The sequence below is a fragment of the Micromonospora sp. DT46 genome (assembly GCF_049841735.1).
Taxonomy (GTDB): domain Bacteria; phylum Actinomycetota; class Actinomycetes; order Mycobacteriales; family Micromonosporaceae; genus Micromonospora; species Micromonospora reichwaldensis.
Genome location: NZ_JBNCKW010000006.1, coordinates 386,402 through 412,747, shown reverse-complemented (window position 1 = coordinate 412,747; position 26,346 = coordinate 386,402). Strand labels below are relative to the sequence as shown.

Sequence of the window (26,346 nt, the reverse complement as noted above, 5' to 3'; positions counted from 1 at the left end):
CCGGCGCCCCGAGGCGGTGACGCCCCTCAGTGGGCCGGGGTGGAGTGCGGCGATGAGGCCCCTCAGTGGGCCGGGGTGGGAGTGGCCAACGCCGCCCGGCCGCCGGTCAGCGGGTGCGGCGGCCGGAGCGGGATCGGCGGCCGGTGGCCTGCGGTTCCGCCGGATCGTCGGCGGCCGGCACGGCCGGCTCCCCGGTCGTCGCCGACGCCAACGTGCCGTTCCCGGGGGCCGAAGCGGTCGGCTTCCCGGCCGGCGTCCCGGACGCGGCCGGCTCCCCGGCTGGCGTGCCGGACGCCGCCGCGAGTCTCGCGGAGGCGGGGACCGGCGCCGGTTCACGGTCGGCGGGGAACGCTCCTCCGCCCGCCGCGACGGGCTCCCCGCCCGGCGCGCTGCCGCCCGACCCGGTGAAGGCGTCACTGTCGCCCGGCCTGGTGAAGGCGTCGCTGCCGCCCGGCCCGGTGAAGGTGTCACTGTCGCCCGACCTGGCGGAGGCGTCGCTGCCGCCCGGCGTCGTGCGGGCGTCGCTGCGGTCCGGCGTCGCCGGGGCGTCGCCGTCGGTGCCGCCGACCGGAGGGGTCTGCCGCCCCGGGTCGCCCGGGTGGTCGGCGGGCTCGCCGGTGCGTTGGCGGGGGACCCGCACCGGCCCCCGGGCCGCGGCCCGTCGGGCGGCCCGCTGGGCGAGGACGGTGACCAGGACGGCGCCGCCGACCCCGACGATCACCGCGTACGGCGCGATCAGGTGCGCCGACACCTGCTCCGGGCTGATCGCGGTCAGCCTCGGCACCGCCAGGAAGTACGCGGTCGCGACGAGCAGCGGCCCGGCCGCACCCGAGACGGCCGCCCCGACCCGGTGATCGGGGTCCCGGGCGTCCCGGCGGGCCGCGAGGGCACCGATCACCAGCGCGGAACCGAGGGACAGCAGCGCGCCCGGCCAGTAGAAGTAGTCGCGGATCCAGTACCGTCCGTCGTCGGGGCCGAGCTGCCAGATGCCGAGCTGGGCGCTGGTCAGGCCGCGCCCGGCCAGCACGCCGTCCACGACGGCGATCACGGCGAGCAGCCAGAGCCAGCCGACGGTGGCGAGCACGTTGTTCGCGGCGGCCCGCGAGCGCAGCGCCCAGGCCGCCGTCAGCACGCCGACCAGCACGCCGACCGCCGCGTAGGCGGCCGCGACGTTCCGGGGCGAACCGGTGTCGGCCACCGCCACCGCCTGCCGGGCCGGTACGGCCACCAGCAGCACGGTGATCAGTGCGCCCACCCCGGCGGCCACGGCGAGCGCGGCGGAGCCGAGGGCGCCGCCACCCGGTCCGGCCGGAGCCGCGTCGGCGGGACCGGTGTCCGGCGCCGGGGCGCGGTCGCGCAGCCGCTGCGCGCAGACCGCGCCGAAGACCGTCGAGGTGGCCGCGATCCAGGTGGCCCAGATCAGGCCCGCCACCCAGGCGGTCGCGCCGGCGGTCGCGTCCGCCGGCGCCCAGTTGATGATGCCCAGCCCGTAGCCGAAGCCCAGTTGGGCCGCGCCCGCGCCGGCAGCGACGCCGACCGCGATCGCGATCGATCCTCCCCAGCCTCGTCTGGCCATGCCGGGGAGCGTAACGTCCCGTGGTCGGCGCGGCGAGTCGTGGCGGTCCGGCCCGGGCGACCGCGATGACGCCGGCGTTGACGGGAGCGGGTACGGTCGCCGGTGATCGAGGCGGGGTGGGCGTATGACGGACGGGGACACGGGCGCGCGGGACGACGCCGGGCCGGACCGGTCGACGCTGCTGCTCAGGGGCGGGTTGGCCGTCGTGCTGCTCGCTGCCGTCGGCGCGACCGGCGGCTGGCTCCTAGCCGGCGAGGACGACCCGTCGGCCCCGCCGACGGCGGCGGAGGGTCTGCCCGCCACCAGCACGCCCGCCGCGACCCGATCGACCCCGGGCCGGTCCGCGCCGGCGGCGGCTCCCCGGACGACCGCACCGAGCCGCTCCGCCGGGCTGACGGTCCCGCCGCTCGTCGGCGAGGATTTCACGGACGCCCGCGAGGAGCTCCGCGAGAAGCGGCTGGGCTGGCGGCTCGTCTTCGGCCGTGGCACCGGGACGACCGTGGAGCGAACCTCCCCGGAGGTGGGCGCCGAGGTGCAGCCCGGGCGCACCGTGACGCTCTACGTGAGCGGTCCGGCCCCGGCCGCCACCGTGCCGGACGTGGTGGGCGACGACTGCGACGACGCGGCGGACGAGCTGGTCGACGAGGGCTTCTACCCGCAGTACCGGACGGGCAAAACCGGCAAGGTCAGCCGCCAGGATCCGGCCGGCGACGGTGCGGGCCGGTGGAACGACCAGGTGTCGATCTGGTGCGGCGACGCGCCGGAGGACGACGGTTCGCCCTCCCCGACGCCGTGACGGAGCGTCCGACACGCTGATCCCGGCCGATGGCCTCCGGGACCGCTAGGTTGGCGGTCAGGGCCCGCGACGCCCGCCCGGGCCGGGAGAGGACGCGCCATGAGTGAGCGTCAGCGAGCGAACCGTCGGCACGGTGCGGTGGTGCCTCAGGTCGGCACGCAGCGGAGCGGAGTGCCGGGCATGAGTGAGCGTCAGCGAGCGAATCATCGGCATGGTGCGGTGGTGCCTCAGGTCGGCACGCAGCGGAGCGGAGTGCCGGCATGAGTGACGAGCGCCGGGAGCCGCCCGCCGGGGAACACGACGACCGGACCCGCCCGCTGCCTCCGCCGGGCGATCCCTCGGCCGGGCCGGAACCCGACCGTACGCAGCCGCTGCCCCGCCCCGACCGGAGCGCCCCGGACGCCGGCGACGCCACCCGGCCGATGCCCGGCGACGGCACCGCCCCGCTGGACCGTACGGCTGCCGTGCCGCCGGAGCGGTCCGGGCCGGCGGCATGGTCCGGCCGGGCGGAGGTGCGCCCCGGCGGGCCGGCCGACCAGCCGGAGGCCGAGTGGTACGCCGAGGAGCAGGACTCGCGGCGCTGGTGGCTGCCGATCCTGTGGGGCGTGATCGTGCTGCTGCTGCTCGGCCTGCTCGGCACCGGGCTGTGGCTGGCCCTCCAGTCGGCGGACGACGGTCCGAGCGGGCCGGAGCCGTCGCCGTCGCCGTCGGTGACCCGCGCGTCGCCGACCACCGCCGCGCCGACCTCGGCGGCCCCCACCAGCTCGTCGCCCTCGGCGTCCCCGACGCCCTCGGAGCCGGCCGAACTGCCGATGCCGCCGGTGGTGAACCTGCCGCTGGAGACGGCGCAGGCCATCCTGGACGACGTCGGGCTGGACCACCGGGTCGAGTACGAGACGTCGGACCGTCCGGCCGGCACGGTGATCCGCACCGAGCCGGCGGCGGGGGAGCTGGTGCCGGCGGACGAGGAGGTCACGCTGGTGGTGGCTCGCGACGCCGCCTCGCCGACCGGCGAGGTCACGCCGTCGGTCGAACCGACCGCCACCCGGTGAGCCGCCGCGTCACCACATGCGTCGTCTCGTTCCGACCATGCCGAGCCCGGCCAGCGAGATGGCCAGTCCGAAGATGCCGGACCAGAAGAGGGAACGGCGGACGTCGTCGGGTGCGGGGCGGGCGGCGTGTGCCGCACCGTCCGGGGAGCCCGTGGGAACCCCCGCCCCGGCTGCGGGTCCGGAGTCGCCCGCGGCGCCGAGCGCTTCCGGTTCCCTCGGCCCGGTCAGTGCGTACGGGGGGTCGAGGGCGTCCGGCACGTCGTCGCCGTAGGGCGGGTCCTCGTCCACCACGGTGATCTCCGGTGCCGGGACCGGGGTGGTCAGCCGTGTGGTGGACGAGAGGGCGGGATCGCGGACCACGACCACCAGTGTGGTGGCGGCGCCGATCAGCGCCAGTAGTCCGAAGGCGTAGGCGATACGGGAGCGGTGGTGCCGCCGCGCGGCGGGCTGATTGACCATGGCCATCCCAGGTTCGGGGTCCTGGACGCGCGGGGTGGAAACGTGCCGGGGTGGGCGTACCTCATCTTATGGCGACGGCATGCCCCTCGACTGCCGATCGCGCAGGTCAGCCCACCCGGACCGGGGTGCGGGCGGCGGGCCGGCGCGGCGCCCGCACGGTGTGCGGACGCGGCTCGGGGGCCGAGCGCAGGTGGCGCAGCCCCTCCCGCTGGACGAAGATCGACCGCCGGCTGACCGCGTCCCCCGATGCGTTCAACTCGTAGCCTTCGAGCCAGATCCAGCCGTCGTAGGTCGGCCAGTCCAGCACCCGGATGACCCGGAACATGATGGGCCTGAGGAACTGGACACTCGCCGCGCGAGTCACGTGCAGTACGTCACCGGAGCGGGGAAGCACATGGGCTCCTGGGAAGGGTCGGCCGGCCGAGGGGCCGGCGGTGGGGGTCGGGGGACGTCGATGGCCCGGTGGCGGGGTCGTGCCTCGTGGACCGGTGCTGCGGGCGGTGGTGGTCGGGCCGTATCCGCTGGTGGCGAACCGCCACCCGACCATCACTCGGCTACTCCGGGTACCGCTCCCGCCGCCGCAGCCAACTGGCGTGCAGCGGCGAGGTCATCAACCCGGGGCAGGTCTGGTTGTCGACTGCCGGGCGGTCCCACCGCCGCGCGTCCCGCGGTCCGTGGGGTCACCACGGCGAGGAAGCGGACGGAGACTGTGAGTAACCCGTGCCATACGGACAGAGTGCATCAGCGACGTGCTTCATGCAAGTTGCACGTCGACTTTTGCCGATACGTGAGCGGCTCGTGCAAAGCAGCGCTTGAAGCCGTTCACGTATGCCCGGCACACTGGGAGCCGGTTTCGCCCGTCGCGGCCGGCCGATGACCGGCACCACCCCACGCCGCGAACGACGCCCGCCGTACGACGGTCGCGCCCCTGGCGGGTGACGACAGTGGCGCACGGCGAGGCGGAGGTGGACCGGGTGAGGCCTGACAGGCGGTGGTTCCGACCAGCGGGCGGGGTCGTGTCGTGAGCGAGCGGCGCAGCCCCACCATCCGGCGGCGTCGCCTAGGCGCCGAACTGCGCCGGCAGCGGGAGGGGGCCGGCATCACCATAGAGGCGGTCGCCGAGCAGTTGGAGTGTTCGGCGTCGAAGGTCTCGCGGATCGAGACCGGCCACACCACCGCGACGCCACGCGACGTGCGGGACATGCTGCGGATCTACGGCGTGGTGGGTGCCGAGAGCGACGAGCTGGTGCAGATCGCCCGCGAGGCGCGGCAGAAGGGCTGGTGGCACCCCTACAGCACGGTGCTGGTCGGCGCGTACGTCGGGCTGGAGGCGGCGGCCGGTTCGATCCGGGCGTACGAGCAGCAGGTGGTGCCCGGGCTGCTGGAGACCGAGGACTACGCGGGCGCGATGATCCGGGCCGCCCGGCCCGACTTCACTCCCGAACAGGTGCAGCAACGGGTGCGTGTCCGTCTGGGCCGTCAGTCGTTGTTGACGCAGGATGATCCGGTCGATCTGTGGGTGGTGCTCGATGAAGCGGTGGTGAGCCGTCCGGTGGGCGGGGACGAGGTAATGCGTGACCAGCTGAAACACCTGGTCGAGGTGGCGGAACTGCCGAACGTGACGCTCCAGATCCTGCCTTTCGCGGTAGGGGCGCACGCCGGCATGGACGGCACCTTCACGATCCTCAGCTTCCCTGAGCCCGGTGATCCGGATGTCGTGTACGCGGAGAATGCCACGGGTGGGCTCTTCCTGGAGAAGAGTGACGAACTGCAGAAGTACAGCTTCATCTTCGATCACATCCGAGCGGCGGCCATTCGTCCTGAGGAGTCCATCGCACACATCGCGAAACTGGCAGAGGAGCCGATGTGGAAAGGGCGACCAAAAGGTTCCCCGTGGACCTGACGCAGGCGGCGTGGTTCAAGAGCTCGAAGAGCGGGCCGAACTGCGACAACTGCGTGGAGGTGGCGTACGTGACGGGGGCGGTCGGCGTGCGGGACTCGAAGGACAAGACGGGCCCGGCCCTGGTCTTCTCCCCGGGTGGCTGGCACGCCTTCGTCGCCGGCGCCAGGGGCGGTGTGTTCGACAGGGGCTGACGGGACCGGAACGTGACGGGATGCCCCCGCCCGGCAGTGGAGCCGGGCGGGGGCATCGTCGTGCCCGCGTCCGGACCGGCCGCGAAGTCGTCCCGCCGTCGGCGTCGCCACATCGGGTCCCGTGTCGTTGTACCCCTCGGCACGGCGGTGGTCGACGAGCCGCCGCCGGGATCGGCAACCGAGCGAGGCAGGCGAGACGGATGACGACGATCGGTTCGGACAACCTCACCAACGGGCCGGGCAAGCCGGAACGGTTCGGGGGCAAGTACCGGGGGGCACGGCGGGACACCGTCCTCACCGAGGTGGTGTCGACCGACACCGAGATGGGTGGCCGGGAGAGCCCGGCCGCGCCGCCGGAGCAGCCCGGTCCGCCGCTCTCCCTGCCCTCGCTGGACCCCAACCCGCTGACCGAGCCGTCGTTCCCGCCCGGCAGCTGGTCGGTGGAGCCGGCCGAGTCACTGGTCGACCATCCGCTGCTGCGCGGGCTGCTGATGGAGCTGCCGCCGAAGGGCAGCGTCCCGCCGCCCGGCTGGCTCGACCGCTGGTTCGAGGCGACCCGGGCGATCCTGGAACTGCTATACGTGCAGGGCCCCGGCCGCTCGCGGTGACGCGGGCCGTACCGGCACGGCCCGCTCCACGAGCCGGCTGTGCCGCAGGGCGTGGCGTACGCCGATGGCGGCGACGCCCAGCACGCCCAGGGTGACCGCCGGCCCGGCCACGCCGGGTCCGGAGAGCAGGTCCGGGGCGCTCGCCGCAGCCACCGCGGGCAGGATCGCCAGCCCGGTGACCTGCACCGGGAGCCCGATCAGCGGGTGCGCGGCGGAGGCCCGCAGGCCGTGCGGCGCCGGGGTGCCCGGGGCCGACGAGAGCGCGCCCGCGCCCGCCCGCAGTCGGCGTACCCGGCGCACCGTGCAGGCCGCGACCACGAGCGCGGGGGCGGCGGCGAGGGCGAGGCCGGCAGCCGCCCGGTCCGCGGGGGTCGTGCCGGCGCTGGAGAGCCCCGCGCCGAGCACGGCGGCCGTCAGGCCCAGGCCGGTCAGCGTCAGGGCGAGCACCCATCCGGTACGCCGGCGCAGGGCCCGGGCGTGGTCCAGCCGGGGCAGCCCGTCCGCGAGCCAGCCGGCGACGAGCCAGACGGCGGCCAGCGACAGCAGCACGGTCAGGTGAATCTCCATGACCGACAGCCTTGCCCGTTTTCGACGACCGTGAATCCGGGCAGGTCCCCGGTTCGTCCCGCAGCCGCCGCCCCTAGGGGGTCATCCCTCCGGTGGTATGGGGAAGTCGACATGTTTGAATTCCCGTTTGCGCCCCCCTACCCTCAGCTTGATCGGCATTCATCGATTCACTCGTCTCGAACAGTTGGACGGTCGGTGCCGGTCGGAGGGAGTAGAAGATGGGTCTTCCACGCAGGTCCGTACTCGTCGGGGTGGCCGCGCTGGCCATGGTGGCCACCGCCACGCCCGCCATGGCCGCCGAACCGGTGGGCACGATCCGCGCCGCTGGCGGCGCCACCGCCGTGGCCGACAGCTACATCGTCGTCTTCAAGGACACCTCGGTCGCCCGCAGCAGCGTCGGTGACACCGCGCAGCGGCTGGTCGGCCGGCACGGCGGCGCGGTCGCCCGCACCTACGGCGCCGCCCTGCGCGGCTTCGAGGTCCGGGTCGACGCCAGGGCCGCCGCCCGCATCGCCGCGGACCCCGCCGTGGCGTACGTCGAGCAGAACCACACGGTCTCCATCGCCGGCACCCAGACCAACCCGCCCTCCTGGGGCCTGGACCGGATCGACCAGCGCGCCCTGCCGCTGAACAGCTCCTACACGTACCCGAACACGGCGAGCAACGTGCACGCCTACATCATCGACACCGGCATCCGGTTCAGCCACAGCGACTTCGGCGGCCGGGCGGTCTCCGGCTACGACGCCGTCGACGGCGGCTCGGCCGACGACTGCAACGGGCACGGCACGCACGTCGCCGGCACCGTCGGCGGTTCGGCGTACGGCGTGGCCAAGGGCGTCCAGCTGGTCGGCGTACGCGTGCTGAACTGCCAGGGCAGCGGCACGAACGCCGGCGTCATCGGCGGCGTCGACTGGGTGACCGCCAACGCGGTCAAGCCGGCCGTGGCCAACATGAGCCTCGGCGGCGGCGCGAACGCCTCGCTCGACACCGCCGTGCGCAACTCCATCAACTCGGGCGTGAGCTACGGCCTGGCGGCCGGCAACGACTCCGGCGGCAACGCCTGCAACACCTCGCCCGCCCGGACTGCCGAGGGCATCACCGTCGGTTCCACGACCAACACCGACGCCCGGTCGTCGTTCTCCAACATCGGCACCTGCCTGGACATCTTCGCGCCCGGCTCGTCGATCACCTCGGCGTGGTACACCAACGACACCGCCACCAACACGATCAGCGGCACCTCGATGGCGACCCCGCACGTGGTCGGCGTCGCGGCCCTGGTGGCCAGCGCCAACCCGGCCTGGACGCCGCAGCAGGTCCGCGACTACCTGGTGAACAACGCCACCAGCAACGTGGTGACCAACCCGGGCACCGGCTCGCCGAACAAGCTGCTCTACGTCGTCAACGGCGACACCCCGCCGCCGACCGACGACTTCTCCGTCTCGGTCTCGCCGACGTCCGGCTCGACCGCGCCGGGCGGCTCGGTGACCGCCACGGTCGCCACCGCCACGACCAACGGCTCCGCCCAGTCGGTGAGCCTCTCGGCGAGCGGGCTGCCGTCCGGGGCGACCGCCTCGTTCAGCCCGGCCACCGTCACCTCGGGTGGTTCCTCGGCGCTGACCATCAGCACCTCGGCGAGCACGCCGGCCGGCACCTACTCGGTGACCGTGACGGGCACCGCGGCCTCGGGCAGCAGGACCGCCACCTACTCGCTGACGGTCACCGGCACCGGCGGCGGCTGCTCCGGCACCAACGGCACCGACCTCGCGATCCCGGACACGAACGTCGCGGTGAGCAGCTCGATCGTGATCGCCGGCTGCGCCCGCAACGCCTCGGCGGCCTCCACCGTCGCGGTGAACATCGCGCACACCTACCGCGGTGACGTGGTCATCGACCTGGTCGCCCCGGACGGCTCGACCTACCGGCTGAAGAACAGCAGCATCTTCGACGGCGCGGACAACATCAACGCCACCTACACGGCGAACCTGTCGAGCGAGGCGGCGAACGGCACCTGGCAGCTGCGGGTGCGCGACGTTTACTCGGGCGACACCGGCTACCTGAACACCTGGACCCTCACCCTCTGACCTGAGTGCAGGGAAGGGCCCCTTCCTATCGCGTACGCGATAGGAAGGGGCCCTTTCTTACACCGAGAAGGCGGTCAGACCGAGAAGCTGGCGGGACGCTCCGTGGCCGGGGCCGGCGCCTTCGCCTTCCACAGCCCCGTCTTCTGCCCGGCGAGCCGGGTCAGGTAGGCCGGGTTGAGGATCACGTAGCGCTTCCAGAGGCGCTTCGGCTCCAGACCGAGACGCCAGAACCACTCCAGGCCCGCCCGCTGCATCCACGGCGGGGGCTGGCGCAGCAGGCCGGCGTGGTAGTCGAAGGCCGCCCCGACCGCCATCAGCGGCATGTCCAGCAGCGGTCGCATGGCGTACGTGAAGACCTCCTGGCGCGGGCAGCCGAGTCCGACCAGCACGAGCCGGGCCCCGCTGGACCGGATCCGGTCGGCGATCTCCACGTCCTCGCCCGGCTGCACCGCCCGGAACTTCGACGGCTCCACCCCGGCGATCTTCAGCGCCGGGAACATCCGCTCCAGCGCCGGGATCAGCCTGGCCAGGGTCTCCTCGGTCGACCCGTAGAGGTAGACCGGCAGCCCTTCGTCGGCGAACCGGGCGAGCACGTGCAGGGTCAGGTTCGGGCCGTAGACCCGGTCGGTCAGCCCCGCGCCGTGCAGCAGGTTGAGCGCCCAGCGCACCGGCTGGCCGTCGGGGGTGACCACGTCGAAGGAGTTCAGCCGGGCGTTGTGCGCCGGGTCGAGCACCCCGGTCATCACGCCGTGCACGGCCAGCGCCGTCAGCGCCAGCGGGCGGCGTTCCTGCGCGGCGGCCACCACCTGCTCGGTCGCCTCGGCGTAGTCGGTGGCGTCGACCAGGACCCCGAGGACGTTCCGCTTGCCCCTGCCGGTCATGCCCCCGGCACCCACTTGTCCACGTTGGCCTCGTAGATCTCGCGCATGATCATGGGCACGTCGTAGACCTGCTTCCACTCGGGGTAGTCGGCCTGGAAGGCCTCGTTCGAGCCGATCCACCACTTGTGGTCGCCGATCCGGTTGGCCTCGACGTACTCGGTGACCATCTCCTGGCCGGTGATCTGCTCGGCGAGCGCGAACGCCTCACGGTTGGAGGTGTTCGAGTGCCGGCCGCCGCCGAGGTTGTAGACCGCCGCCGAGCGCGGGTTGCGGAAGAACGCCTCGAACGCGCTGACCACGTCCGAGCTGTGGATGGCGTCGCGGACCTGCTTGCCCTGGTAGCCGAAGATCTTGTAGGTGCGGCGCTCCATGTTGGCGCGCATCACGTAGCCGAGGAAGCCGTGCAGCTCCGTCGCGGAGTGCGCCGGGCCGGTCAGCGTCCCGCCCCGGAAGCAGGCCGTCCGCATGTCGAAGTAGCGGCCGTACTCCTGCACCATGACGTCGGCCGCCACCTTGGAGGCGCCGAAGATCGAGTGCAGGCAGGCGTCGATGGACATGTCCTCGCGGATGCCCTGCTCGTACGCGTGCCCCGGCTCGATCTCCCAGCGGGTCTCCAGCTCGACCAGCGGCAGGCTGTTCGGCCGGTCCCCGTAGACCTTGTTGGTGGAGCAGTGGATGAGCGGCGCCTCGATGCAGTGCTCCCGCACGTTCTGCAGGACGTTGAGCGTGCCGGCGGCGTTCACGTCGAAGTCGGTGAACGGGTCGCGCACCGCCCAGTCGTGCGACGGCTGAGCGGCGGTGTGGATCACCACGGCGACGTCGGTGGCGTACCGCTTGAACAGCTTGGCCAGCGCGGCCCGGTCGCGGATGTCGATGCTGTGGTGCGAGTACGCGGACCCCAGCTCGTCGGTCAGCCGGCGGACGTTCCACGCGGTGGACGCCTCCGCGCCGAAGAACTCCTGCCGCATGTCGTTGTCGATGCCGACGACCTCGAGACCGAGGCCGGCGAAGTGCCGGACCGCCTCGGAGCCGATCAGACCGCCCGACCCGGTCACGAACGCGACACTCACACGCCACTCCTGGTCCATCGGAGGCAGAAACCATCGGAGCATAGCGTGACGTACGGCACGCCCCGATACGGCGCGAGGGCCCCGCATCGCTGCGGAGCCCTCGCGTATTGGTGGGGAAGGGGGGAGTTGAACCCCCACGCCCTTTCGGGCACACGGACCTGAACCGTGCGCGTCTGCCATTCCGCCACTTCCCCGTGGCTTGACCTCGAACACTGTAGTCTGTGCCGGACCTGCTGTCTCCAGCGGGCCTCGGACATCCTAGCCGGTCCGTGGTCGTTGTGACGATCGGTTACCGTCCGAGGAGCGGTTACCGTTCGTGGCGGACGAAAGAGTAGCACGGCATTATCGGCCCGTCCGAACGGGCCGCCGTCAGACGGCCGAGCGGCGTGTGAGCTGCGCGCGCGCCGGCCGGATACCATCATGTCCTCGGGACCCGAGGAGGAGCCGGTGAGCGTGCTGCAACGCTTCGAGAAGCGTCTGGAAGGCCTGGTCGAGGGGGCCTTCGCCAAGGTCTTCAAAGGGGTGGTCCACCCCGTGGAGATCCTCAACGCCATGCAGCGGGAGGCCGAGGCGCACAAGGCGATCCTGGCCGGTGGGCGCACGTTGGTGCCCAACCGCTACGTGATCGATCTCTCGCCCTACGACCACAGTCGTCTGGCGCCGTACGCCGCCGCGCTGGCCCAGGAGCTGGCCCAGTCGCAGGCGGAGTTCATCGGCGAGCAGGCCTGGACGGTCTACGGCGACGTGATCGTCGAGATCGAACGCGGCGAGGGGCTGGACACCGGGATGTTCCGGGTCACCGCCGAGGTCTACACCGGCGGCGAGGTCGCCCCGGTCTCGGCGCCCGGCTACGACGCGGGCCCGCCCGCCTACCCGGCCTACGACCAGGGCGGCGGCTACGGTCCTCCGCCCGGCCACGGCGGCGGCCGCAACGTGCGGCTGGTCTCCGGCGACGGACGCACCTACCCCCTCCAGGTGGGCTCGACCGTGATCGGCCGCGGCGACCAGGCCAACCTGCGCCTGCCCGACGTCGGGATCTCGCGGCGACACGCCCGGCTGGACTTCGACGGTGGTCAGGTCGTGCTGACCGACCTGGGGTCGACCAACGGCACCATGGTCAACGGCCAGCGGGTCTCCGCCGTCGCGCTCAATCCCGGCGACATGATCCAGCTCGGCACCACGACGCTGACCTTCCGCGTGGACGGCTGACCCGCCTTGCCGGAGCTCGTCATCACCGTCGCCCGGTTCGGGTTCCTCATCCTGCTGTGGATCTTCGTGTTCACGGTGGTCGGCGTGATCCGCCGGGACCTGTTCGCGGGCGCCCGGTCGGGCCGGCTGGTGGCCGCCCCCCGGGCCGTCGGCGCCTCGCTCGGGCAGGCGGCGAAACCGACGAAGGCGAAGCGGGGCAGGGCGGCCCACCAGCTCGTGGTAACCGCCGGCCAACTGGCCGGGACCCGGATCACCCTCGGCGAAGCGCAGATCACCATCGGCCGGGCGGAGGATTCCACCCTCGTCATCACCGACGACTACGCCTCGGCGCGGCACGCCCGTCTGGTGCCGCGCGACGGCCAGTGGTTCGTCGAGGACCTCGGCTCGACTAACGGCACGTACCTGGATCGCGCTAAGGTCACCGGACCAACCCCCGTCCCCCTCGGCGTGCCGATCCGGATCGGCCGCACTTCTCTCGAATTACGGCCATGACTCTGACCCTGCGCTATGCGGCCCACAGCGACCGCGGTCTGATCCGAGACGGTAATCAGGATTCCGTCTACGCCGGGCCGCGGCTTCTCGCCGTCGCCGACGGCATGGGCGGCATGGCCGCCGGTGACGTCGCCAGCAACATCGTCATCGGTGCCATGGCGCCGCTCGACGAGGACGTCCCAGGTGACGCCCTCGTCGACGCGCTGCGTTCGGCCGTGGGCACCGCCAACCAGCAGCTCCGCGACACCGTGGACGCCAACCCTCAGCTGGAGGGGATGGGCACCACGCTCACCGCGACCCTCTTCTCCGGCAGCAAGCTGGGCATGGTCCACATCGGTGACTCGCGGGCCTATCTCCTGCGCAACGGTGAGTTCGCGCAGATCACCAAGGACGACACGTACGTCCAGATGCTCGTCGACGAGGGCCGGATCAGCGCCGAGGAGGCGAGCAGCCACCCCCAGCGCTCGCTGCTCACCCGGGCGCTCGACGGCCGCGACATCGACCCGGAATACAGCGTCCGTCAGGTGCTCCCCGGCGACCGCTACCTGATCTGCAGCGACGGCCTCTCGGGTGTGGTCAGCGCCGACACCATCGGCGAGACGATGCGCGAATACACCGACCCGCAGCAGTGCGTGGAGCGGCTGGTGCAGCTCGCCCTGCGCGGCGGCGGCCCGGACAACATCACGGTGATCATTGCCGACGCCACCGACCAGGACATCGTCGAGGCGAGCCCGATCGTCGGCGGCGCCGCCGCCCGGGACCGGGGCATGGCGACCTCCGCCGACGTGTCCACGCCGGCCGCCCGCGCGTCCGCCCTCTCCGCGCCGCGCCCGCCCGTTCCCGAGGAACCGACGGCCGGCGCCGACGACGAGTCGGAGCGCCCGAGGCGTCGGCCGGTGCGGGCCGCCGCGATCTCGGTGGCGTTGCTGGTCCTCGTCGGCGGCGCGGTCTTCGGCGGCTGGAGCTACACCCAGCGGCAGTACTACGTCGGGGCGACCGAGAACGGCCAGGTCGCGGTGTTCCGGGGCATCCAGGGCGAGATCGCCGGGATGAACCTGTCGACCGTGCACTCCAAGAGCCCAGCGGACCTGGAGGACCTGACGCTGGCCGCCCAGGAGCAGGTCAAGCAGGGCATCCCGGCCAAGAGCGAGCCCGACGCCGAGCGTCGACTGGCCGAGCTGACCAGCGACGACCCGATGAACCCGAACCTGAAGCCGATCTGCCCGCCGAGCCCGAGTCCGAGCGCCGCGGCCGTCACCACCGTCCCGACGCCGACCTCCGTCCCGGTGTCGCCCGCTCCGACCGTCAGCGCGAGTGCGAGCGCCCCGGTCAGCGGCCGGCCGAGCACGCCGGCTGCGCCGACCACCACGCCCGACGCCCCGCCCTCCGACACCGACTCGCCGGCGCTCGACCCCGCCGCGTGCCGGTCGCCGGAGTAGGCGCGGCTCGATCCGAGGACGTTCCGTGACCGCAGCGGCCATTCCGGCATCCTCGCCCGCCACCACGGGCGAGCAGCCCGGCGTACGCCTGGCCCGGTCCCGGCGCAACGCCGAGCTGTCGTTGCTGCTGGTCGCCATGGTGCTGGTGGCCGCGTACGGGGCGATGGTCGAGGCGAAGGTGCTCGACACCGTCACGGCCGACTTCTGGATGCCGGCCGCCGCGCTCACCGCCGTGTTCCTCGGCCTGCACCTGGTGATCCGGTTCCTGGCGCCCTTCGCCGACCCGGCCCTGCTGCCGGCGGTCGCCCTGCTCAACGGGATCGGGGTCGGCTTCCTGCGCCGGATCGACCTGGGCAAGGCGGCACCGACCGAGCGGGAGGACCTGGCCATCTTCGCCGGCACGGGCGGCCGGCAGCTCGCCTGGACGCTCGTCTCGGTCATCCTCGCCGCCGGGCTGCTCACCATCATGCGGGACCACCGCTCGGTGTCACGCTACGCGTACACGCTGGGGCTGGCCGGCATCGTGCTGGTGATGATCCCGGCGGTGCTGCCCAGCCGGTTCTCCGAGATCAACGGCGCGAAGCTGTGGATCAAGTTCGGCGACAGCTTCTCCATCCAGCCGGGCGAGTTCGCGAAGCTGGCCCTGCTGGTCTTCTTCGCCTACTACCTGGTGCGCAAGCGCGAGGTGTTGTCGCTGGCGAGCCGCCGGTTCCTCGGCATCGACTTCCCGCGCGGGCGGGACCTCGGTCCGGTGGTCGCGGTCTGGCTGGTCAGTGTCCTGGTCCTCGTCTTCGAGAAGGACCTGGGCACCTCTCTGCTCTACTTCGGCATGTTCGTGGTGACGCTCTACATCGCCACGGAACGGGTCAGCTGGCTGCTCATCGGTCTGGTGCTGTTCTTCGGCGGCGTCTACCTGGCGTACGTGCTCGGCGACGTGGTCGGCGGGCCGTTCGCCAACTTCTACCTGCGCGCGCAGATCTGGCTGGACCCGTTCGCCGACCCCTACAACGACGGCTACCAGCTCGTGCAGGGCCTGCTCGCGCTCGGCACGGGCGGCCTGTTCGGCGCGGGTCCCGGTGGCGGCCAGCCCGGCCTGCTGCCCGAGGTGCAGAACGACTTCATCTTCGCGGGCATCGGCGAGGAGATCGGCCTCTTCGGCCTCTCCGCCCTGCTCGTGGTCTACCTGCTGATCGTCGAGCGAGGGCTGCGCGCGGCGCTGGCAGTCCGGGACTCGTTCGGCAAGCTGCTGGCCGGCGGCCTTGCCTTCACTCTCGGGCTCCAGGTCTTCGTGATCGTCGGCGGGATCAGCAAGCTCATCCCGTTGACCGGGCAGACCACCCCGTTCCTCTCCGCCGGCGGTTCCTCGCTGATGGCGAACTGGCTGCTCATCGCGGCCCTGCTCCGGATCTCCGACGGTGCCCGCCGCCCCGTCGCCGGCGGTGGCGGCAAGGCGGCCCGACCGTCCGGCGGTCCGCCGGAGCAGCTGCACGGTGCCCCCACGGAGGTGATCAGGCCGTGAACGCACCCCTGCGCCGCGTCGGCGTCGTCGTCATGGTTCTCTTCGGCCTGCTCTTCGCGAACCTGAACTGGATCCAGGCCTACAAGGCCGACGAGTACCGCACCAGCGACTACAACGGTCGGGTCCAGGTCGCCGAGTACGAGCGCAAGCGCGGCAACATCGAGGCCGGCGGCACCGCCTTCGCGCTCAGCAAGGAGACCGACGGCGAGCTGAAGTTCCAGCGCAGCTACCCCGGTGGGGCGAGGTACGCCCACATCCTCGGCTACAAGCCGGTCAATCTCGCCGAGACCGGCATCGAGAAGTTCGAGAACGACTTCCTGGCCGGCACCAGCGACGCGCTGATCGCCAACCGGGTCAAGGACATGTTCACCGGTGACCAGTCCGGCGGCGGCAACGTCCTGCTGACGGTCTCCAAGGGCGCCCAGAACACCGCGTTCGAGCAGCTGCGCAACAACCGGGTCGACGCGGCCAAGGGCGCGGCGATCGCCGTCGACCCGCGTACGGGGGCGGTGCAGGCGCTGGTCTCGATGCCCAGCTTCGACCCGAACCCGCTGGTCAGCCACAGCACCAACGAGGCCACGGCCGCGTACAACAAGCTGGAGCAGGACCCGGCGGGCCCGCTGAAGAACCGGGCTCTCGGCGAGGTGCTGCCCCCGGGCTCCACCTTCAAGATCGTGGTGGCCGCCGCGGCGCTGGAAAGCGGCGTGGGTCAGCAGACGAGGATCCCGGCAGGGGCCAGCTGGACCCCGCCGACCTCGGGCACACCGATCCGCAACGCGGCCCCGTCGATCTGCCCCGAGGACGAGGTCACCCTGATCAACGCGGTGACCGAGTCGTGCAACACGGGCTTCGCGCAGATGGGCGTCCGGCTCGGCGCCGACAAGATCAAGGAGAAGGCCCGGCAGTTCGGCTTCGAGCAGGAGGACCTCACCGTCGGCCACCTCAACGAGGCCGGCCACCCGGTGGCGGCGAGCCGGACCGGCAGCATGGAGAACGCCGACGGCGGGGCCGACCCGGCCGCGCTGGCCCAGTCCTCCATCGGGCAGCGCGACGTGCGGATGACCCCGCTCCAGGGCGCCCTGATCGCCGCGTCCGTCGCCAACGGTGGCAGCCAGATGCGGCCGTACCTGGTCCGCCAGCTGCTCGCCCCGGACCGCACCACCAGCTACTACACCGCGAAGCCCCGGGAGCTGCGGCAGCCGGTCAGCGGCCAGGTCGCCAAAGACCTGCGGGACATGATGGTCAGCGTGGTCGAGAACGGCTCCGGCACGAACGCACAGCTCAGGGGCTACACGGTCGGCGGCAAGACCGGCACCGCCCAGTCGGCGCCCGACCGGCCCGACCACGGCTGGTTCATCGGCTTCGCCCTGGACAAGAACGGCACGCCGGTCTCGGCGGTCTGCGTGATGCTGGAGCAGGCCGGCCCCGGCGGCAGCGCCGAGGCGGCCCGGATCGCCGGGCAGATCATGCGCGCCGCCATCGCCGACCCCGGGGGCCGCTGACATGCTGAGCCCCGGGGTGCAGCTCGGCAACCGTTACCGCCTGGACGAGCGGATCGCCAGCGGTGGCATGGGTGACGTCTGGCGCGGCACCGACCAGGTGCTCGGCCGTACGGTCGCCGTCAAGAGCCTGCTCCCCGCGCTGCTCGACGACCCCGACTTCGCCGAGCGCTTCCGGGGCGAGGCCCGCACCATGGCCACGATCAACCACCCCGGCGTGGTCGACGTCTACGACTTCGGCAACGACCAGCAGATCGCCTTCCTGGTCATGGAGTACGTCGAGGGCGACGCGCTGTCGGCCACCCTGGCCCGGGTCGGCCGGCTCACCCCGGCCCGCACGATGGCGCTCGTCGCCCAGGCGGCTGACGCGCTCCACGCGGCGCACGTGAAGGGCATCGTGCACCGGGACGTGAAGCCCGGAAACCTGCTGGTCCGGCCCAACGGCACCCTGGTGCTCACCGACTTCGGCATCGCCCGGTCGGAGCTGGTCGCCCAGCTCACCGCCGCCGGCTCGGTGCTCGGCACGGCCTCGTACATCTCCCCGGAGCAGGCCACCGGCGGGGTCGCCACGCCCGCGTCCGACGTCTACGCGCTCGGTGTGGTGGCCTACCAGTGCCTCGCCGGCCGACGCCCCTTCGAGGGCGACAATCCCCTCGACATCGCCATGCGGCACGTGCGGGAGACGCCCCGTCCGCTGCCGGCGGACATTCCGCCGCAGGTCCGGGCGGTGGTCGAGCGGGCCCTGGCGAAGGACCCGGCGGCACGCTGGCCGAGCGCCGCCACGCTGGCGGGGGTCGCCCGTCAGCTCAAGGCCCAGCTCTCCCAGCAGGCCCGGGCGGCAGGTCAGCCCATCTCCGCCGCTCCGGCGTCGCCGGCCGGCCCGCCCGGCCGCGCCCAGGTGCCGCCGCCGCGTCCGCCGGTGTCGCCGCCGCACCGGCAGCCGAACGTCGCCGCGCAGCCGCCTCGTCCGCCCATGGCGGCCCACCGGCCGCCCGTGGCGAACACCCGGCCGGCCGCCGCGCCCCACCGTCCCACCTCGGTCGCGCCCGCCGCGCCCGTCCAGCACCCGCAGATGGCGCCGACGGGCTACCCGCGCGGCGCGGCGCCAGTGCCGCAGGCCCGGCCGATGCCGTACGCGGGACACGCCGTCCCGCCGGCGCACCAGCCGGGCGGGCAGCGGTCCCGGCCCGGGATGGTCTTCCTCGCCATCGTCGTGGCCGTGCTGGTCCTCGTCTGCTCCGGCGTGATTTCCTACCAGGTGCGGGAAGGCACGAAGTCGAGCGCGGGCACTCCGCCGACGGTGACGTCCGGCGCGCTGTGGCCCGACGGACGCGACGATCCGACCGGAACGTCGTACCGTCGACAGGAACTGCCCCGGTCGGGCAGCGACGAGACGACGAGCGAAGGACGACAGACGCGATGACAGCGCAGGCCCGCCTGCTCGGTGGCAGGTACCAGGTCGGCGAGCTGCTCGGCTACGGCGGCATGGCCGAGGTGCACCGCGGTCGTGATCTCCGGCTCGGTCGGGACGTCGCGATCAAGATGCTCCGGACCGACCTCGCCCGGGACGCCACCTTCCAGATGCGGTTCCGCCGGGAGGCGCAGAACGCCGCGTCCCTCAACCACCCGGCGATCGTCGCCGTCTACGACACCGGCGAGGAGACCGCGCCGACCGGCGAGACGCTGCCGTTCATCGTGATGGAGTTCGTCAACGGGCGGACCCTCAAGGAGGTGCTGGGCGTCGAGGGACGGCTCCAGCCGCGCCGGGCGCTGGAGATCTGCGCCGACATGTGCGCGGCCCTGGAGTTCAGCCACCGGCACGGCATCATCCACCGCGACATCAAGCCCGGCAACGTGATGCTCACCCAGACCGGCCAGGTCAAGGTGATGGACTTCGGCATCGCGCGGGCGCTGGCCAGCGGCGCCACCACCATGACCCAGACGAGCGCGGTCATCGGTACGGCGCAGTACCTCTCGCCCGAGCAGGCGCGCGGCGAGGCGGTCGACGCCCGCTCCGACGTCTACGCCGGCGGCTGCGTGCTCTTCGAGCTGGTCTGCGGGCATCCCCCGTTCGTCGGCGACAGCCCGGTCAGCGTGGCGTACCAGCACGTGCGGGAGACGCCTCCGACGCCGAGCGACATCAACCCGGACGTGAATCCCGCGGTCGACGCGATCGTGCTCAAGGCGCTGTCGAAGAACCCGCTCAACCGCTACCAGAGCGCCGGCGAGATGCGGGCCGACCTGCTCCGCGCGGCCGCCGGCCGCCCGGTGATGGCGACCCCGGTGCTGCCGCAGGAGGAGACGACGCAGCTCGCTCCGGCCGCCGCCGGCTACGCGGGCGCCCCCGGCGCCCCGCAGACCCGGCAGATGCCGGCCCGGGTCGGCGACCCGCGCCGTCGGAAGGCGTCCTCCTGGCTGATCGCGACGTTCGCGGCGGTGGGCGTCCTCGCGGTGATCGCCCTCGCCGCCGCCCTGCTGAGCCAGCGCGACGGCGACGACCTGGCCACGGTCCCCACGGTGACCGGCCTGACCCAGCAGGAGGCGTTCGCCCGGATCGAGCAGGCCAACCTGGTGCCCAAGGAGGGCGACCCGGTCTTCGGCACCTGCCAGAAGGGCCAGGTCGTCAACCAGGACCCGCCCGCCAACTCATCCCTGGAGGCGAACCGCGATGTCGTCGTCCGGGTCTGCGGCGGCGTGGAGATGAAGGCCATCCCGTCGGACCTCGTCGGCTCCACCTACGAGGGCGCAAAGAACCGGCTGGAGGCGGCCGGCTTCAAGGTGGAAAAGAAGGAGAGGGACGACGCCGAGAAGGCGGGTATCGTCCTCGATGTGTCGCCCGGGGAGGGCAAGCAGGTCGCCGCGAAGAGCACGGTCACGCTCACCGTCTCCAAGGGCAACGTCGGCAAGGTGCCCAACGTGGTCGGCTCCAGCGAGGACGACGCCGAGGAGGAGCTGGACGAGGCGGGCTACCGGGTCGACGTCAAGCGGGGCCGCGAGGTGCCGCCGGAGGAGGCCGGCCAGGTGACCTCGCAGACCCCGCCGGCCGGGAGCAACCTCGCCAGGGGCAAGACCGTGACGATCGTGGTCACCGTGCCGCAGGCCGAGCCGACGCCCACCGACTCGGCGAGCCCGACGCCCAGCGTCACGCCGACCACCCCCGGTGACGGCGGCGGCGGGGGCTTCCCGCTGCCGACCACCCCGCCGATCCGCCTGCCCGAGCGCTGACCCCGCTCTTGAGCGCGGAGGACCCTGCTGGGCGGCACCCTGCGGACGCCGCCGGTCAGGGCCCTGCCGACGCCGCCGGGCGGCGCCCTCCGCCGATCGACGACGGGCGGCCGGCGACCGGTGCGGCGGATCGTTCGAGCCGGTGGCGACGGCGCCTGATCCGCGCGGCGATCCTGGGCCTGGTTGCGCTGCTCCTGGCCAGCCTCCCCTGGCTCTGGACGACGACCGCCGCCCGCGGCCACCTGTACGGCGAGGCCGACGCGCCCGCCGCCGACGTCGTGATCGTCCTGGGTACGGCGGTGGCGGCGGACCGCCGTCAGCCGGGTGACCGCCTCGCCGGCCGCCTGGAGACCGCCGCCGCTCTCGTGAAGAGCGGGCGGGCCCGGGTGGTCCTCGTGTCGGGCGACGGGGGCGGCACGTCCGGCGACGAGCCGGCGGCGATGACCGCCCACCTGGCCGAGCGGCTCGGCGTCGATCCTCGCCGCGTCGTGGCCGACCCGTTCGGCCTGGACACCTACGACACCTGCGCCCGGGCGCGCGACGTGTACGGCGTCGAACGGGCCCTGATCGTGACCCAGTCCTACCACCTGTCCCGCGCGGTGACGCTGTGCCGGCACCTCGGCCTCGACGTCGACGGGGTGACCGCCCGCTGTTCCGGCTGCGGACCCGTCCTGCTCGTCGGCAAGGGCGTCCGCGACTACTTCGCCAGCGGCAAGGCGGCATGGGACGCGGTCCGGGGCAGGCCGCCCGCCGTCCGCTCGCCCGTGAACTCCGGCGTGGCGGATGCGCTGACGGGCTGACCGCGCGGTGGGCGGGCGTAACAGGAAGGCCCTCTGGCATCGAGCTGAGTGACTTGCCGGGGGCGGCGATCGGATGTTCTACCATCGCCGGATGAAGGCCGGGACCGAGCGGGGCAGATCGAGATTCGACACCTGGGTGACGCCGACCCGGGTCGCCTGGCTCGGGAGCGCCGTGGTGGTGCTCCTGCTGGCCCTACCGGTCCACATCCTCGGGCCGGGGGACCACGAACAGAAGAGCTGCGGCAACGCGTTGAGGCTCGACCTGGACTTATGGGCAGGCCCCTCGGACGGGGACTACTGGGAGAAGGCGCACCGGACCTGCAACGCGAAGCGCATCGGCCGGATCGGTCAGGCCGTCGGCGTCGTCTCGGTGACGGTCCTGGCCGTCACACTCCTGACCGCGCGCGCCCGTCGACAGGATGACGACGAGTACTGACGATCCGACAGAGGCCGCCCGTCAGGCGGTGGCGAAGGCTGCGCGGCGGCGCGCGTCCACCTCGGCGGCCAGCGCCGGGGCCCGCTCCAGCGCCTCCGGGTGACCGCAGGCGGCGAGCCAGTTCGCCAGCATCAGGTGACCGCCCTCGGTCAGCACCGACTCCGGGTGGAACTGGACACCCTCGATCGGCAGCGTACGGTGCCGCATCGCCATCACCACCCCGGAACCCGTCCAGCCGGTGACCTCCAGCTCCTCGGGCAGCGTCTCGGGCAGCACGGCGAGCGAGTGGTAGCGGGTGGCGGTGAACGGGTCCGGCAGACCGGCGAGCACCCCGGTGCCGTGGTGGCGCACCTCGGAGGTCTTGCCGTGCAGCAACTCGGGGGCGCGGGTCACCGTGGCGCCGAATGCCTCACCGATCGCCTGGTGACCCAGGCAGACACCGAAGATCGGCAGCTCGCCCCCGTACGCGCGGATGACGTCGAGGCAGATGCCGGCGCGGTCGGGGCTGCCGGGGCCGGGCGAGAGCAGGACGCCGGCCGCGCCGACCCTGCCCACCTCGGCGACCTCGATCTCGTCGTTGCGCCGGACGTCGCAGTCCACGCCGAGCTGGCCCAGGTACTGCACGATGTTGAAGACGAACGAGTCGTAGTTGTCGATCACCAGGACACGCATCAGGGGCTCACTCGTCCGGGGAGGCAGGCGGGGTGTTGTTCTGGTCGGTGTCGTACGGCAACTCGTGCTCGTCGCCGGGCGGGGCGTCGCCGCTCTCCCCGCCGCCCGGCACCGAGTCGCCGCCGGGATCGCCGGCGTCCTGGGTGACCTGCACGTCGTCGAAGGGCAGCAGGGGCTCGGCCCACGGGAACACCACGTACCAGAGCAGGGCCACCATCGCGCTGGTGATCAGCAGGCTGCCGACGAGCTTGCCGGGCAGCCCGAAGGGGAGCTTGCGCCAGATCCAGCCGTACACCGTCAGGCCCCCAGTTCCGCCGGGCGCCCCGCCGACTTCGGCTGACTGCGCGTCAGCTCGGCGTGGATGATCAGGCGTTGGTAGTTGTCGAACTTCGGGTTGCAGGTGGTCAGGGTGAGCATCGACCTGGTCGGCTTCTGCCCGGGCTTGCCCGGCACGGGCGCCACGACCTCGACCTGGGTGGGCTTGACGATCCGGCTCTGGGTCACCTTGTAGACGTGCCAGTCGGTCTTGCCCTCCACCACGATGGCGTCCCCGTCGTTCAGCTCGTCGAGCCGCCAGAAGGTGGCCCGGTTGCGGTGCCCGGCGACGGAGAAGTTGCCGACCTGGCCCGGCAGGGCGCTGGAGGGGTAGTGGCCCGGCGCGTACCGGATGTCCTTCTGGGTGACACCCTCGACGACGACCCAGTTCTTGTCGAGCTTGGGGATGTAGAGCCCGGCGATGGGCTTGCCCTGCACGGGCGGCTTCGGCTTGGCGGACGCGCTGGCGGACGGTGCCACAGTCGGGTCGCCCTCGGGGCCCCAGGCCTGCGCCAGTTGCTGGCTGAGGTCGTTCTGGTGCGCGTCGACGATCGCGGACTTGCCCCAGACCTCGTAGCCGGCGAAGAGCAGCACCACCAGGCCGAAGGTGATCAGCAGTTCGCCGCTGACCCGGATGCCGGTACGCAGCCGGGAGCCCAGCGACGGCCGGGTGAGCTCCGAGTAGACGCTCTTGTAGCCCTCACCGGTCTGCTCCGGGCGCAACTGGACCACCCGCTCGCCCCGGCGTGGCCGAGGCTGCTCGGCGGGAGTGTCGGAGCCCTCCGGCTCGTCCGTCTTCGGAGGACGCGGCACCGCGCCCATCAGGGCGGTCGACTCGACGAGCGCGGCCGGGGCGGTCGGCGTACGCCCGGAGACGGCCGGGATCAGGGCGGTGGCCCCGGGATCGACGTCGCGGCCCGGGCCGGCCGGGGAGACCGGGGTCGACGGGCCGTTGGCCGACGCGCCCACCTTCGGGATGAAGGCGGTCGGCGCGTCGGCGGCCGGCCGGCCTTCCCTGGCGGCGGCCCGATCGACCGGCGGACGGACGGAGCGGTCGCCGCCGGGACCGGTGGCCCCGGTGGCGCCCGGCAGCCGGAGATCGTCGGACGGCGACGCGGGGTGCGGTGGGGTGGCCGGCCGGACCGGGCCGGCACCGGGCCACGGCGGCGACCCGCCGGCACCGGCCCGGGCGGACGGGCCGGAATCGGTCGGGCTGACATGGCGGAGGTCGGCGGGCTCCGGCCGACGGTCGGCGGGCCCCGGCCGACCGAAGTCGGCAGGGTCGGGCCGGTCGAAGTCGCCGCCTCCACGCCGATCGAAGTCGGCGGGCCGGGAACGATCGGCATCGGCGGGCCGGGAGCGGTCGAAGTCAGCGGGCCGGGAGTGGCCGAGGTCAGCGAGCCGGTCGTAGCGCGAAGGCGCTGGGCGGCCGAGGTCGCCGGACCCGCGCCGGTCGAAGCCGGACCCATGCCGGTCGAAGCCGGACCCATGCCGGTCGAAGCCGGACCCGCGCCGGTCGGATTCGGCGGGCCCAAGGCGGCCGAAGTCCGTGGTCTCCTCGCGGCCGAAGTCGGCAGGACCGGAGCGGCCAGGCTCGGCAGGACCGGGGCGGCCGGGCTCGGCAGGACCGGGGCGACCGGGGTCGACAGGGCCGCGCCGGTCGGAGTCGGCGGAGCCGGGCCGCCCGAAGTTGGCGGGCCAGGGACGGCCGTGGTCCGCCGGACCGGGACGGCCGGGCTCGGTGGGCCGGGCGGGGCTGCCGGCGGAGCGGGTCGGGTCGGCGCTCGGCGGGAAATGGCCGAGGTTCGCGGGACGGCCGGGCTCCGGTGCCGGGCGGGTCGGGTCGGGCGTGGCGCGAGACCATCCGGCGGAGGGGCCGGCAGGCGCGCGAGCGTCGCCGGCGGCCGGGTCGGGCCCGTGGGGCGGACGGGGAGCCGGGGAGCGGGGCGGGAGCGTGGGCTCCGGCCAGGCGCCGGCCGGGGTCGGGCGGGCCGGGGCGGGCCCTGGCCGGTCGACCTTGGGCAGGAAGGCGGTCGGCCCGTCGTCCTGGTCGCGGTGACGGCCGTCGCGGTCCTCGGGCCGGTCGTCCGGTACGCGGTTCACCTGGGCACCGTCGCCGAGCGCAGCGTGGTCGAGTCCTCGAACGCCGGCACGGTCACCGAGGAGACGGTCTCCTTGTAACCGAGCTTGTAGTCGTCGACCAGGTCCCTGAACAACCGGACTCCCTGTGAGTCGGCGAGGGCCTGCTGCAGGGCAGCGGGGTCGCCGATTGCTACGATCTTGAATGGTGGGGAGTACACCCGGCCGTGCAGCAGCAGGGTGTTACCCACGCAGCGTACCGCGCTGGTCGACAGCACGCGGACGTTCATGATGGACATGGCCTCGGCGCCACCCGCCCAGAGGGCGTTCACCACCGCCTGCACGTCTCCCTGGTGGACGACCAGGTCGTCGTTGGTGGCCCCGGCGGGCAGCGTGCCGTCGTTGCGCCGGGGCGCGTCGTCGAGTTCCACCGTCACCCCGGAGCCGGCGAGCGCGGTGAAGCCGGCGTCCGCCCGGCTGGCGGCGGCCCGGTCCTGCTGTTCCCTGATCGGCCCGTCGGAGCTGGCCAGGGCGCTGGTGCGGCCCTCGACCTCGGCGCGCAGGTCGGACGCCCGCCGCTCGCTGGCCGCCACCTCCGCGCGCCGGTCCTCGATCAACTGGTTGAGCTGGGGGCGGCGGTCCTCGCGCAGGGCGGTGCCGCCCGCGGTGGTCGCCGTGGTGGTGAAGAGCAGCCCGGCCGCGGCGGCGATCAGCGGCACCCCGATCGACCAGCCCGGTCGTCGCTGCCGCGGGCGTCGAGGCAGCAGCCCGGCGACCGCCCGCCGGAGCACCTTCTGCCAGGAGGCCGCGCCGGATGTGTACTCCACCGAGCGTTCCTTCCCCGTCGTCTGGTTCAGCCCGCGGAGGCGCGAGCCGCCGCGGCGACCCGAACAGTCCCGCCTTTTTCGGTCACTCCGTGCACTGGCCTCGCCCCATTCGTGGATTGGACGGGCCTTCGGGACTACGCTAGCTGTCGAACATTATTGGCCATGGACCGTCGCCCCCGCGCCCGGTTGTCAGGCCGGACGAGGTCGTAACCCCTCTGGAGAGCGTCGTGCCCAAGTCTCAGGTTCGCAAGAAGAAGGTGTACACCCCGCCGACGGACGTCCGTCCGACGGCGACGGCGGCGACGCGCAAGCCTAGCCCGGTGTGGCTCCCGGTCTCGGCGGTCGCCCTCATCGTCTTCGGCATCGGCTGGCTGGTGATCTACTACCTCTCCGAGCAGGAGTACCCGGTCATGTCGTGGGGTTACTGGAACCTCGCGGTGGGCTTCGGCGCGATGGTCGCCTCCCTGATCCTGCTCTCCCGCTGGCGCTGAGCGTCCCGCTCACCTGCCGGCGCTGAGCGTCCCGCTCACTCGTCGGCGCTGAGCGCCGCACCCCCGCCGCCGGACCGGCGGCGGGGTCGTCCGGGCGCGGTCAGCCCTGCCGTCGACGCCGTCCGGCCCCGGCCGGTGGGTGGCAATCCATGTCACTCG

General features: G+C 73.1%; 26 protein-coding genes and 1 tRNA gene. 16 read left to right on the top strand and 11 right to left on the bottom strand.

Going from position 1 to position 26,346, the window contains the following annotated elements; genetic code table 11:
• Positions 1-106: 106 nt before the first annotated feature.
• Positions 107-1,576, bottom strand: coding sequence for a hypothetical protein (locus tag ACLQ20_RS19090; protein ID WP_425856984.1), 1,470 nt, complete (start codon positions 1,574-1,576; stop codon positions 107-109).
• Between the two features lie 124 nt (positions 1,577-1,700).
• Between ACLQ20_RS19090 and ACLQ20_RS19085 the strand changes: the two genes are divergently transcribed.
• The gene (locus ACLQ20_RS19085; RefSeq protein ID WP_151455973.1) at positions 1,701-2,372 is read left to right on the top strand and encodes a PASTA domain-containing protein; all 672 of its coding nucleotides are present in this window, start codon (positions 1,701-1,703) and stop codon (positions 2,370-2,372) included.
• Between the two features lie 260 nt (positions 2,373-2,632).
• Complete coding sequence (locus ACLQ20_RS19080; protein ID WP_151455972.1) at positions 2,633-3,424, top strand: PASTA domain-containing protein; 792 nt, start codon at positions 2,633-2,635, stop codon at positions 3,422-3,424.
• A gap of 9 nt (positions 3,425-3,433) precedes the next feature.
• Here ACLQ20_RS19080 and ACLQ20_RS19075 read toward each other — a convergent pair whose 3' ends face one another.
• Both ACLQ20_RS19075 and ACLQ20_RS19070 read right to left on the bottom strand, forming a co-directional pair.
• Positions 3,434-3,889: a hypothetical protein gene (locus tag ACLQ20_RS19075; RefSeq protein WP_192581485.1), complete on the bottom strand. Its 456-nt coding sequence runs from the start codon at positions 3,887-3,889 to the stop codon at positions 3,434-3,436.
• Positions 3,890-3,989: 100 nt separating this feature from the next.
• The gene (locus ACLQ20_RS19070; RefSeq protein ID WP_151455970.1) at positions 3,990-4,277 is read right to left on the bottom strand and encodes a hypothetical protein; all 288 of its coding nucleotides are present in this window, start codon (positions 4,275-4,277) and stop codon (positions 3,990-3,992) included.
• A 627-nt stretch (positions 4,278-4,904) separates the two neighbouring features.
• On the opposite strand from ACLQ20_RS19070, the gene ACLQ20_RS19065 reads away from it, so the two are divergent.
• From ACLQ20_RS19065 to ACLQ20_RS19055, 3 genes are all read left to right on the top strand, one after another.
• Positions 4,905-5,786, top strand: a complete 882-nt coding sequence (locus ACLQ20_RS19065; protein WP_151455338.1) for a helix-turn-helix domain-containing protein — start codon at positions 4,905-4,907, stop codon at positions 5,784-5,786.
• Entirely contained in the window at positions 5,777-5,977 is a 201-nt protein-coding gene (locus ACLQ20_RS19060) for a DUF397 domain-containing protein (protein WP_327030066.1), read from the top strand. Before ACLQ20_RS19065 ends, ACLQ20_RS19060 begins: the two co-directional genes overlap by 10 nt.
• Before the next feature lie 200 nt (positions 5,978-6,177).
• Complete coding sequence (locus ACLQ20_RS19055; protein WP_151455336.1) at positions 6,178-6,585, top strand: hypothetical protein; 408 nt, start codon at positions 6,178-6,180, stop codon at positions 6,583-6,585.
• Here the strand turns inward: ACLQ20_RS19055 and ACLQ20_RS19050 are convergent.
• Entirely contained in the window at positions 6,553-7,152 is a 600-nt protein-coding gene (locus ACLQ20_RS19050) for a hypothetical protein (RefSeq protein WP_151455335.1), read from the bottom strand. The two genes, ACLQ20_RS19055 and ACLQ20_RS19050, sit on opposite strands and share 33 nt — an antisense overlap.
• A 218-nt stretch (positions 7,153-7,370) precedes the next feature.
• Between ACLQ20_RS19050 and ACLQ20_RS19045 the strand changes: the two genes are divergently transcribed.
• Positions 7,371-9,233: a S8 family peptidase gene (locus ACLQ20_RS19045; protein WP_425856969.1), complete on the top strand. Its 1,863-nt coding sequence runs from the start codon at positions 7,371-7,373 to the stop codon at positions 9,231-9,233.
• A gap of 74 nt (positions 9,234-9,307) precedes the next feature.
• Here the strand turns inward: ACLQ20_RS19045 and ACLQ20_RS19040 are convergent, their stop codons facing one another.
• The 3 genes from ACLQ20_RS19040 to ACLQ20_RS19030 all read right to left on the bottom strand — a co-directional run bounded on the left by ACLQ20_RS19040 (position 9,308) and on the right by ACLQ20_RS19030 (position 11,378).
• On the bottom strand, positions 9,308-10,114 hold the full coding sequence (locus ACLQ20_RS19040) for a WecB/TagA/CpsF family glycosyltransferase (protein WP_425856966.1): 807 nt from the start codon (positions 10,112-10,114) through the stop codon (positions 9,308-9,310).
• The gene (locus ACLQ20_RS19035) at positions 10,111-11,226 is read right to left on the bottom strand and encodes an NAD-dependent epimerase/dehydratase family protein (protein WP_425856963.1); all 1,116 of its coding nucleotides are present in this window, start codon (positions 11,224-11,226) and stop codon (positions 10,111-10,113) included. Before ACLQ20_RS19035 ends, ACLQ20_RS19040 begins: the two co-directional genes overlap by 4 nt.
• A 66-nt stretch (positions 11,227-11,292) precedes the next feature.
• Positions 11,293-11,378: transfer RNA gene (locus ACLQ20_RS19030), tRNA-Leu, on the bottom strand.
• A 226-nt stretch (positions 11,379-11,604) separates the two neighbouring features.
• On the opposite strand from ACLQ20_RS19030, the gene ACLQ20_RS19025 reads away from it, so the two are divergent.
• From ACLQ20_RS19025 to ACLQ20_RS18985, 9 genes are all read left to right on the top strand, one after another.
• Positions 11,605-12,393 carry an FhaA domain-containing protein gene (locus ACLQ20_RS19025; protein WP_151455331.1) on the top strand — a complete coding sequence of 263 codons (789 nt, stop codon included), beginning with the start codon at positions 11,605-11,607 and terminating at the stop codon, positions 12,391-12,393.
• Positions 12,394-12,399: 6 nt separating this feature from the next.
• The gene (locus ACLQ20_RS19020; protein ID WP_121397334.1) at positions 12,400-12,885 is read left to right on the top strand and encodes an FHA domain-containing protein FhaB/FipA; all 486 of its coding nucleotides are present in this window, start codon (positions 12,400-12,402) and stop codon (positions 12,883-12,885) included.
• Positions 12,882-14,324, top strand: a complete 1,443-nt coding sequence (locus ACLQ20_RS19015) for a PP2C family protein-serine/threonine phosphatase (protein ID WP_151455330.1) — start codon at positions 12,882-12,884, stop codon at positions 14,322-14,324. Before ACLQ20_RS19020 ends, ACLQ20_RS19015 begins: the two co-directional genes overlap by 4 nt.
• 25 nt (positions 14,325-14,349) lie before the next feature.
• Positions 14,350-15,843, top strand: coding sequence for an FtsW/RodA/SpoVE family cell cycle protein (locus ACLQ20_RS19010; RefSeq protein ID WP_151455329.1), 1,494 nt, complete (start codon positions 14,350-14,352; stop codon positions 15,841-15,843).
• Complete coding sequence (locus ACLQ20_RS19005) at positions 15,840-17,345, top strand: peptidoglycan D,D-transpeptidase FtsI family protein (RefSeq protein WP_151455328.1); 1,506 nt, start codon at positions 15,840-15,842, stop codon at positions 17,343-17,345. The genes ACLQ20_RS19010 and ACLQ20_RS19005 overlap by 4 nt, the downstream gene beginning before the upstream one ends.
• Before the next feature lies 1 nt (position 17,346).
• Complete coding sequence (locus ACLQ20_RS19000; protein ID WP_425856957.1) at positions 17,347-18,765, top strand: protein kinase domain-containing protein; 1,419 nt, start codon at positions 17,347-17,349, stop codon at positions 18,763-18,765.
• Positions 18,762-20,567 carry a Stk1 family PASTA domain-containing Ser/Thr kinase gene (gene pknB, locus ACLQ20_RS18995; RefSeq protein ID WP_425856954.1) on the top strand — a complete coding sequence of 602 codons (1,806 nt, stop codon included), beginning with the start codon at positions 18,762-18,764 and terminating at the stop codon, positions 20,565-20,567. The genes ACLQ20_RS19000 and pknB overlap by 4 nt, the downstream gene beginning before the upstream one ends.
• An 8-nt stretch (positions 20,568-20,575) precedes the next feature.
• Positions 20,576-21,367: a SanA/YdcF family protein gene (locus ACLQ20_RS18990; protein WP_425856951.1), complete on the top strand. Its 792-nt coding sequence runs from the start codon at positions 20,576-20,578 to the stop codon at positions 21,365-21,367.
• A gap of 91 nt (positions 21,368-21,458) precedes the next feature.
• Positions 21,459-21,803, top strand: a complete 345-nt coding sequence (locus ACLQ20_RS18985) for a hypothetical protein (protein ID WP_327030073.1) — start codon at positions 21,459-21,461, stop codon at positions 21,801-21,803.
• A 21-nt stretch (positions 21,804-21,824) separates the two neighbouring features.
• On the opposite strand, the gene ACLQ20_RS18980 is transcribed toward ACLQ20_RS18985, so the two are convergent.
• From ACLQ20_RS18980 to ACLQ20_RS18965, 4 genes are all read right to left on the bottom strand, one after another.
• On the bottom strand, positions 21,825-22,475 hold the full coding sequence (locus tag ACLQ20_RS18980) for an aminodeoxychorismate/anthranilate synthase component II (protein ID WP_327030074.1): 651 nt from the start codon (positions 22,473-22,475) through the stop codon (positions 21,825-21,827).
• A gap of 7 nt (positions 22,476-22,482) precedes the next feature.
• On the bottom strand, positions 22,483-22,770 hold the full coding sequence (locus tag ACLQ20_RS18975; protein ID WP_151455324.1) for a hypothetical protein: 288 nt from the start codon (positions 22,768-22,770) through the stop codon (positions 22,483-22,485).
• 2 nt (positions 22,771-22,772) lie between these two features.
• Positions 22,773-23,759, bottom strand: coding sequence for a class E sortase (locus ACLQ20_RS18970; RefSeq protein WP_370518959.1), 987 nt, complete (start codon positions 23,757-23,759; stop codon positions 22,773-22,775).
• Between the two features lie 1,130 nt (positions 23,760-24,889).
• Positions 24,890-25,696, bottom strand: coding sequence for a DUF881 domain-containing protein (locus tag ACLQ20_RS18965; RefSeq protein ID WP_151454343.1), 807 nt, complete (start codon positions 25,694-25,696; stop codon positions 24,890-24,892).
• Between the two features lie 227 nt (positions 25,697-25,923).
• On the opposite strand from ACLQ20_RS18965, the gene ACLQ20_RS18960 reads away from it, so the two are divergent.
• The gene (locus tag ACLQ20_RS18960) at positions 25,924-26,187 is read left to right on the top strand and encodes a cell division protein CrgA (RefSeq protein WP_151454344.1); all 264 of its coding nucleotides are present in this window, start codon (positions 25,924-25,926) and stop codon (positions 26,185-26,187) included.
• Positions 26,188-26,346: the final 159 nt, after the last annotated feature.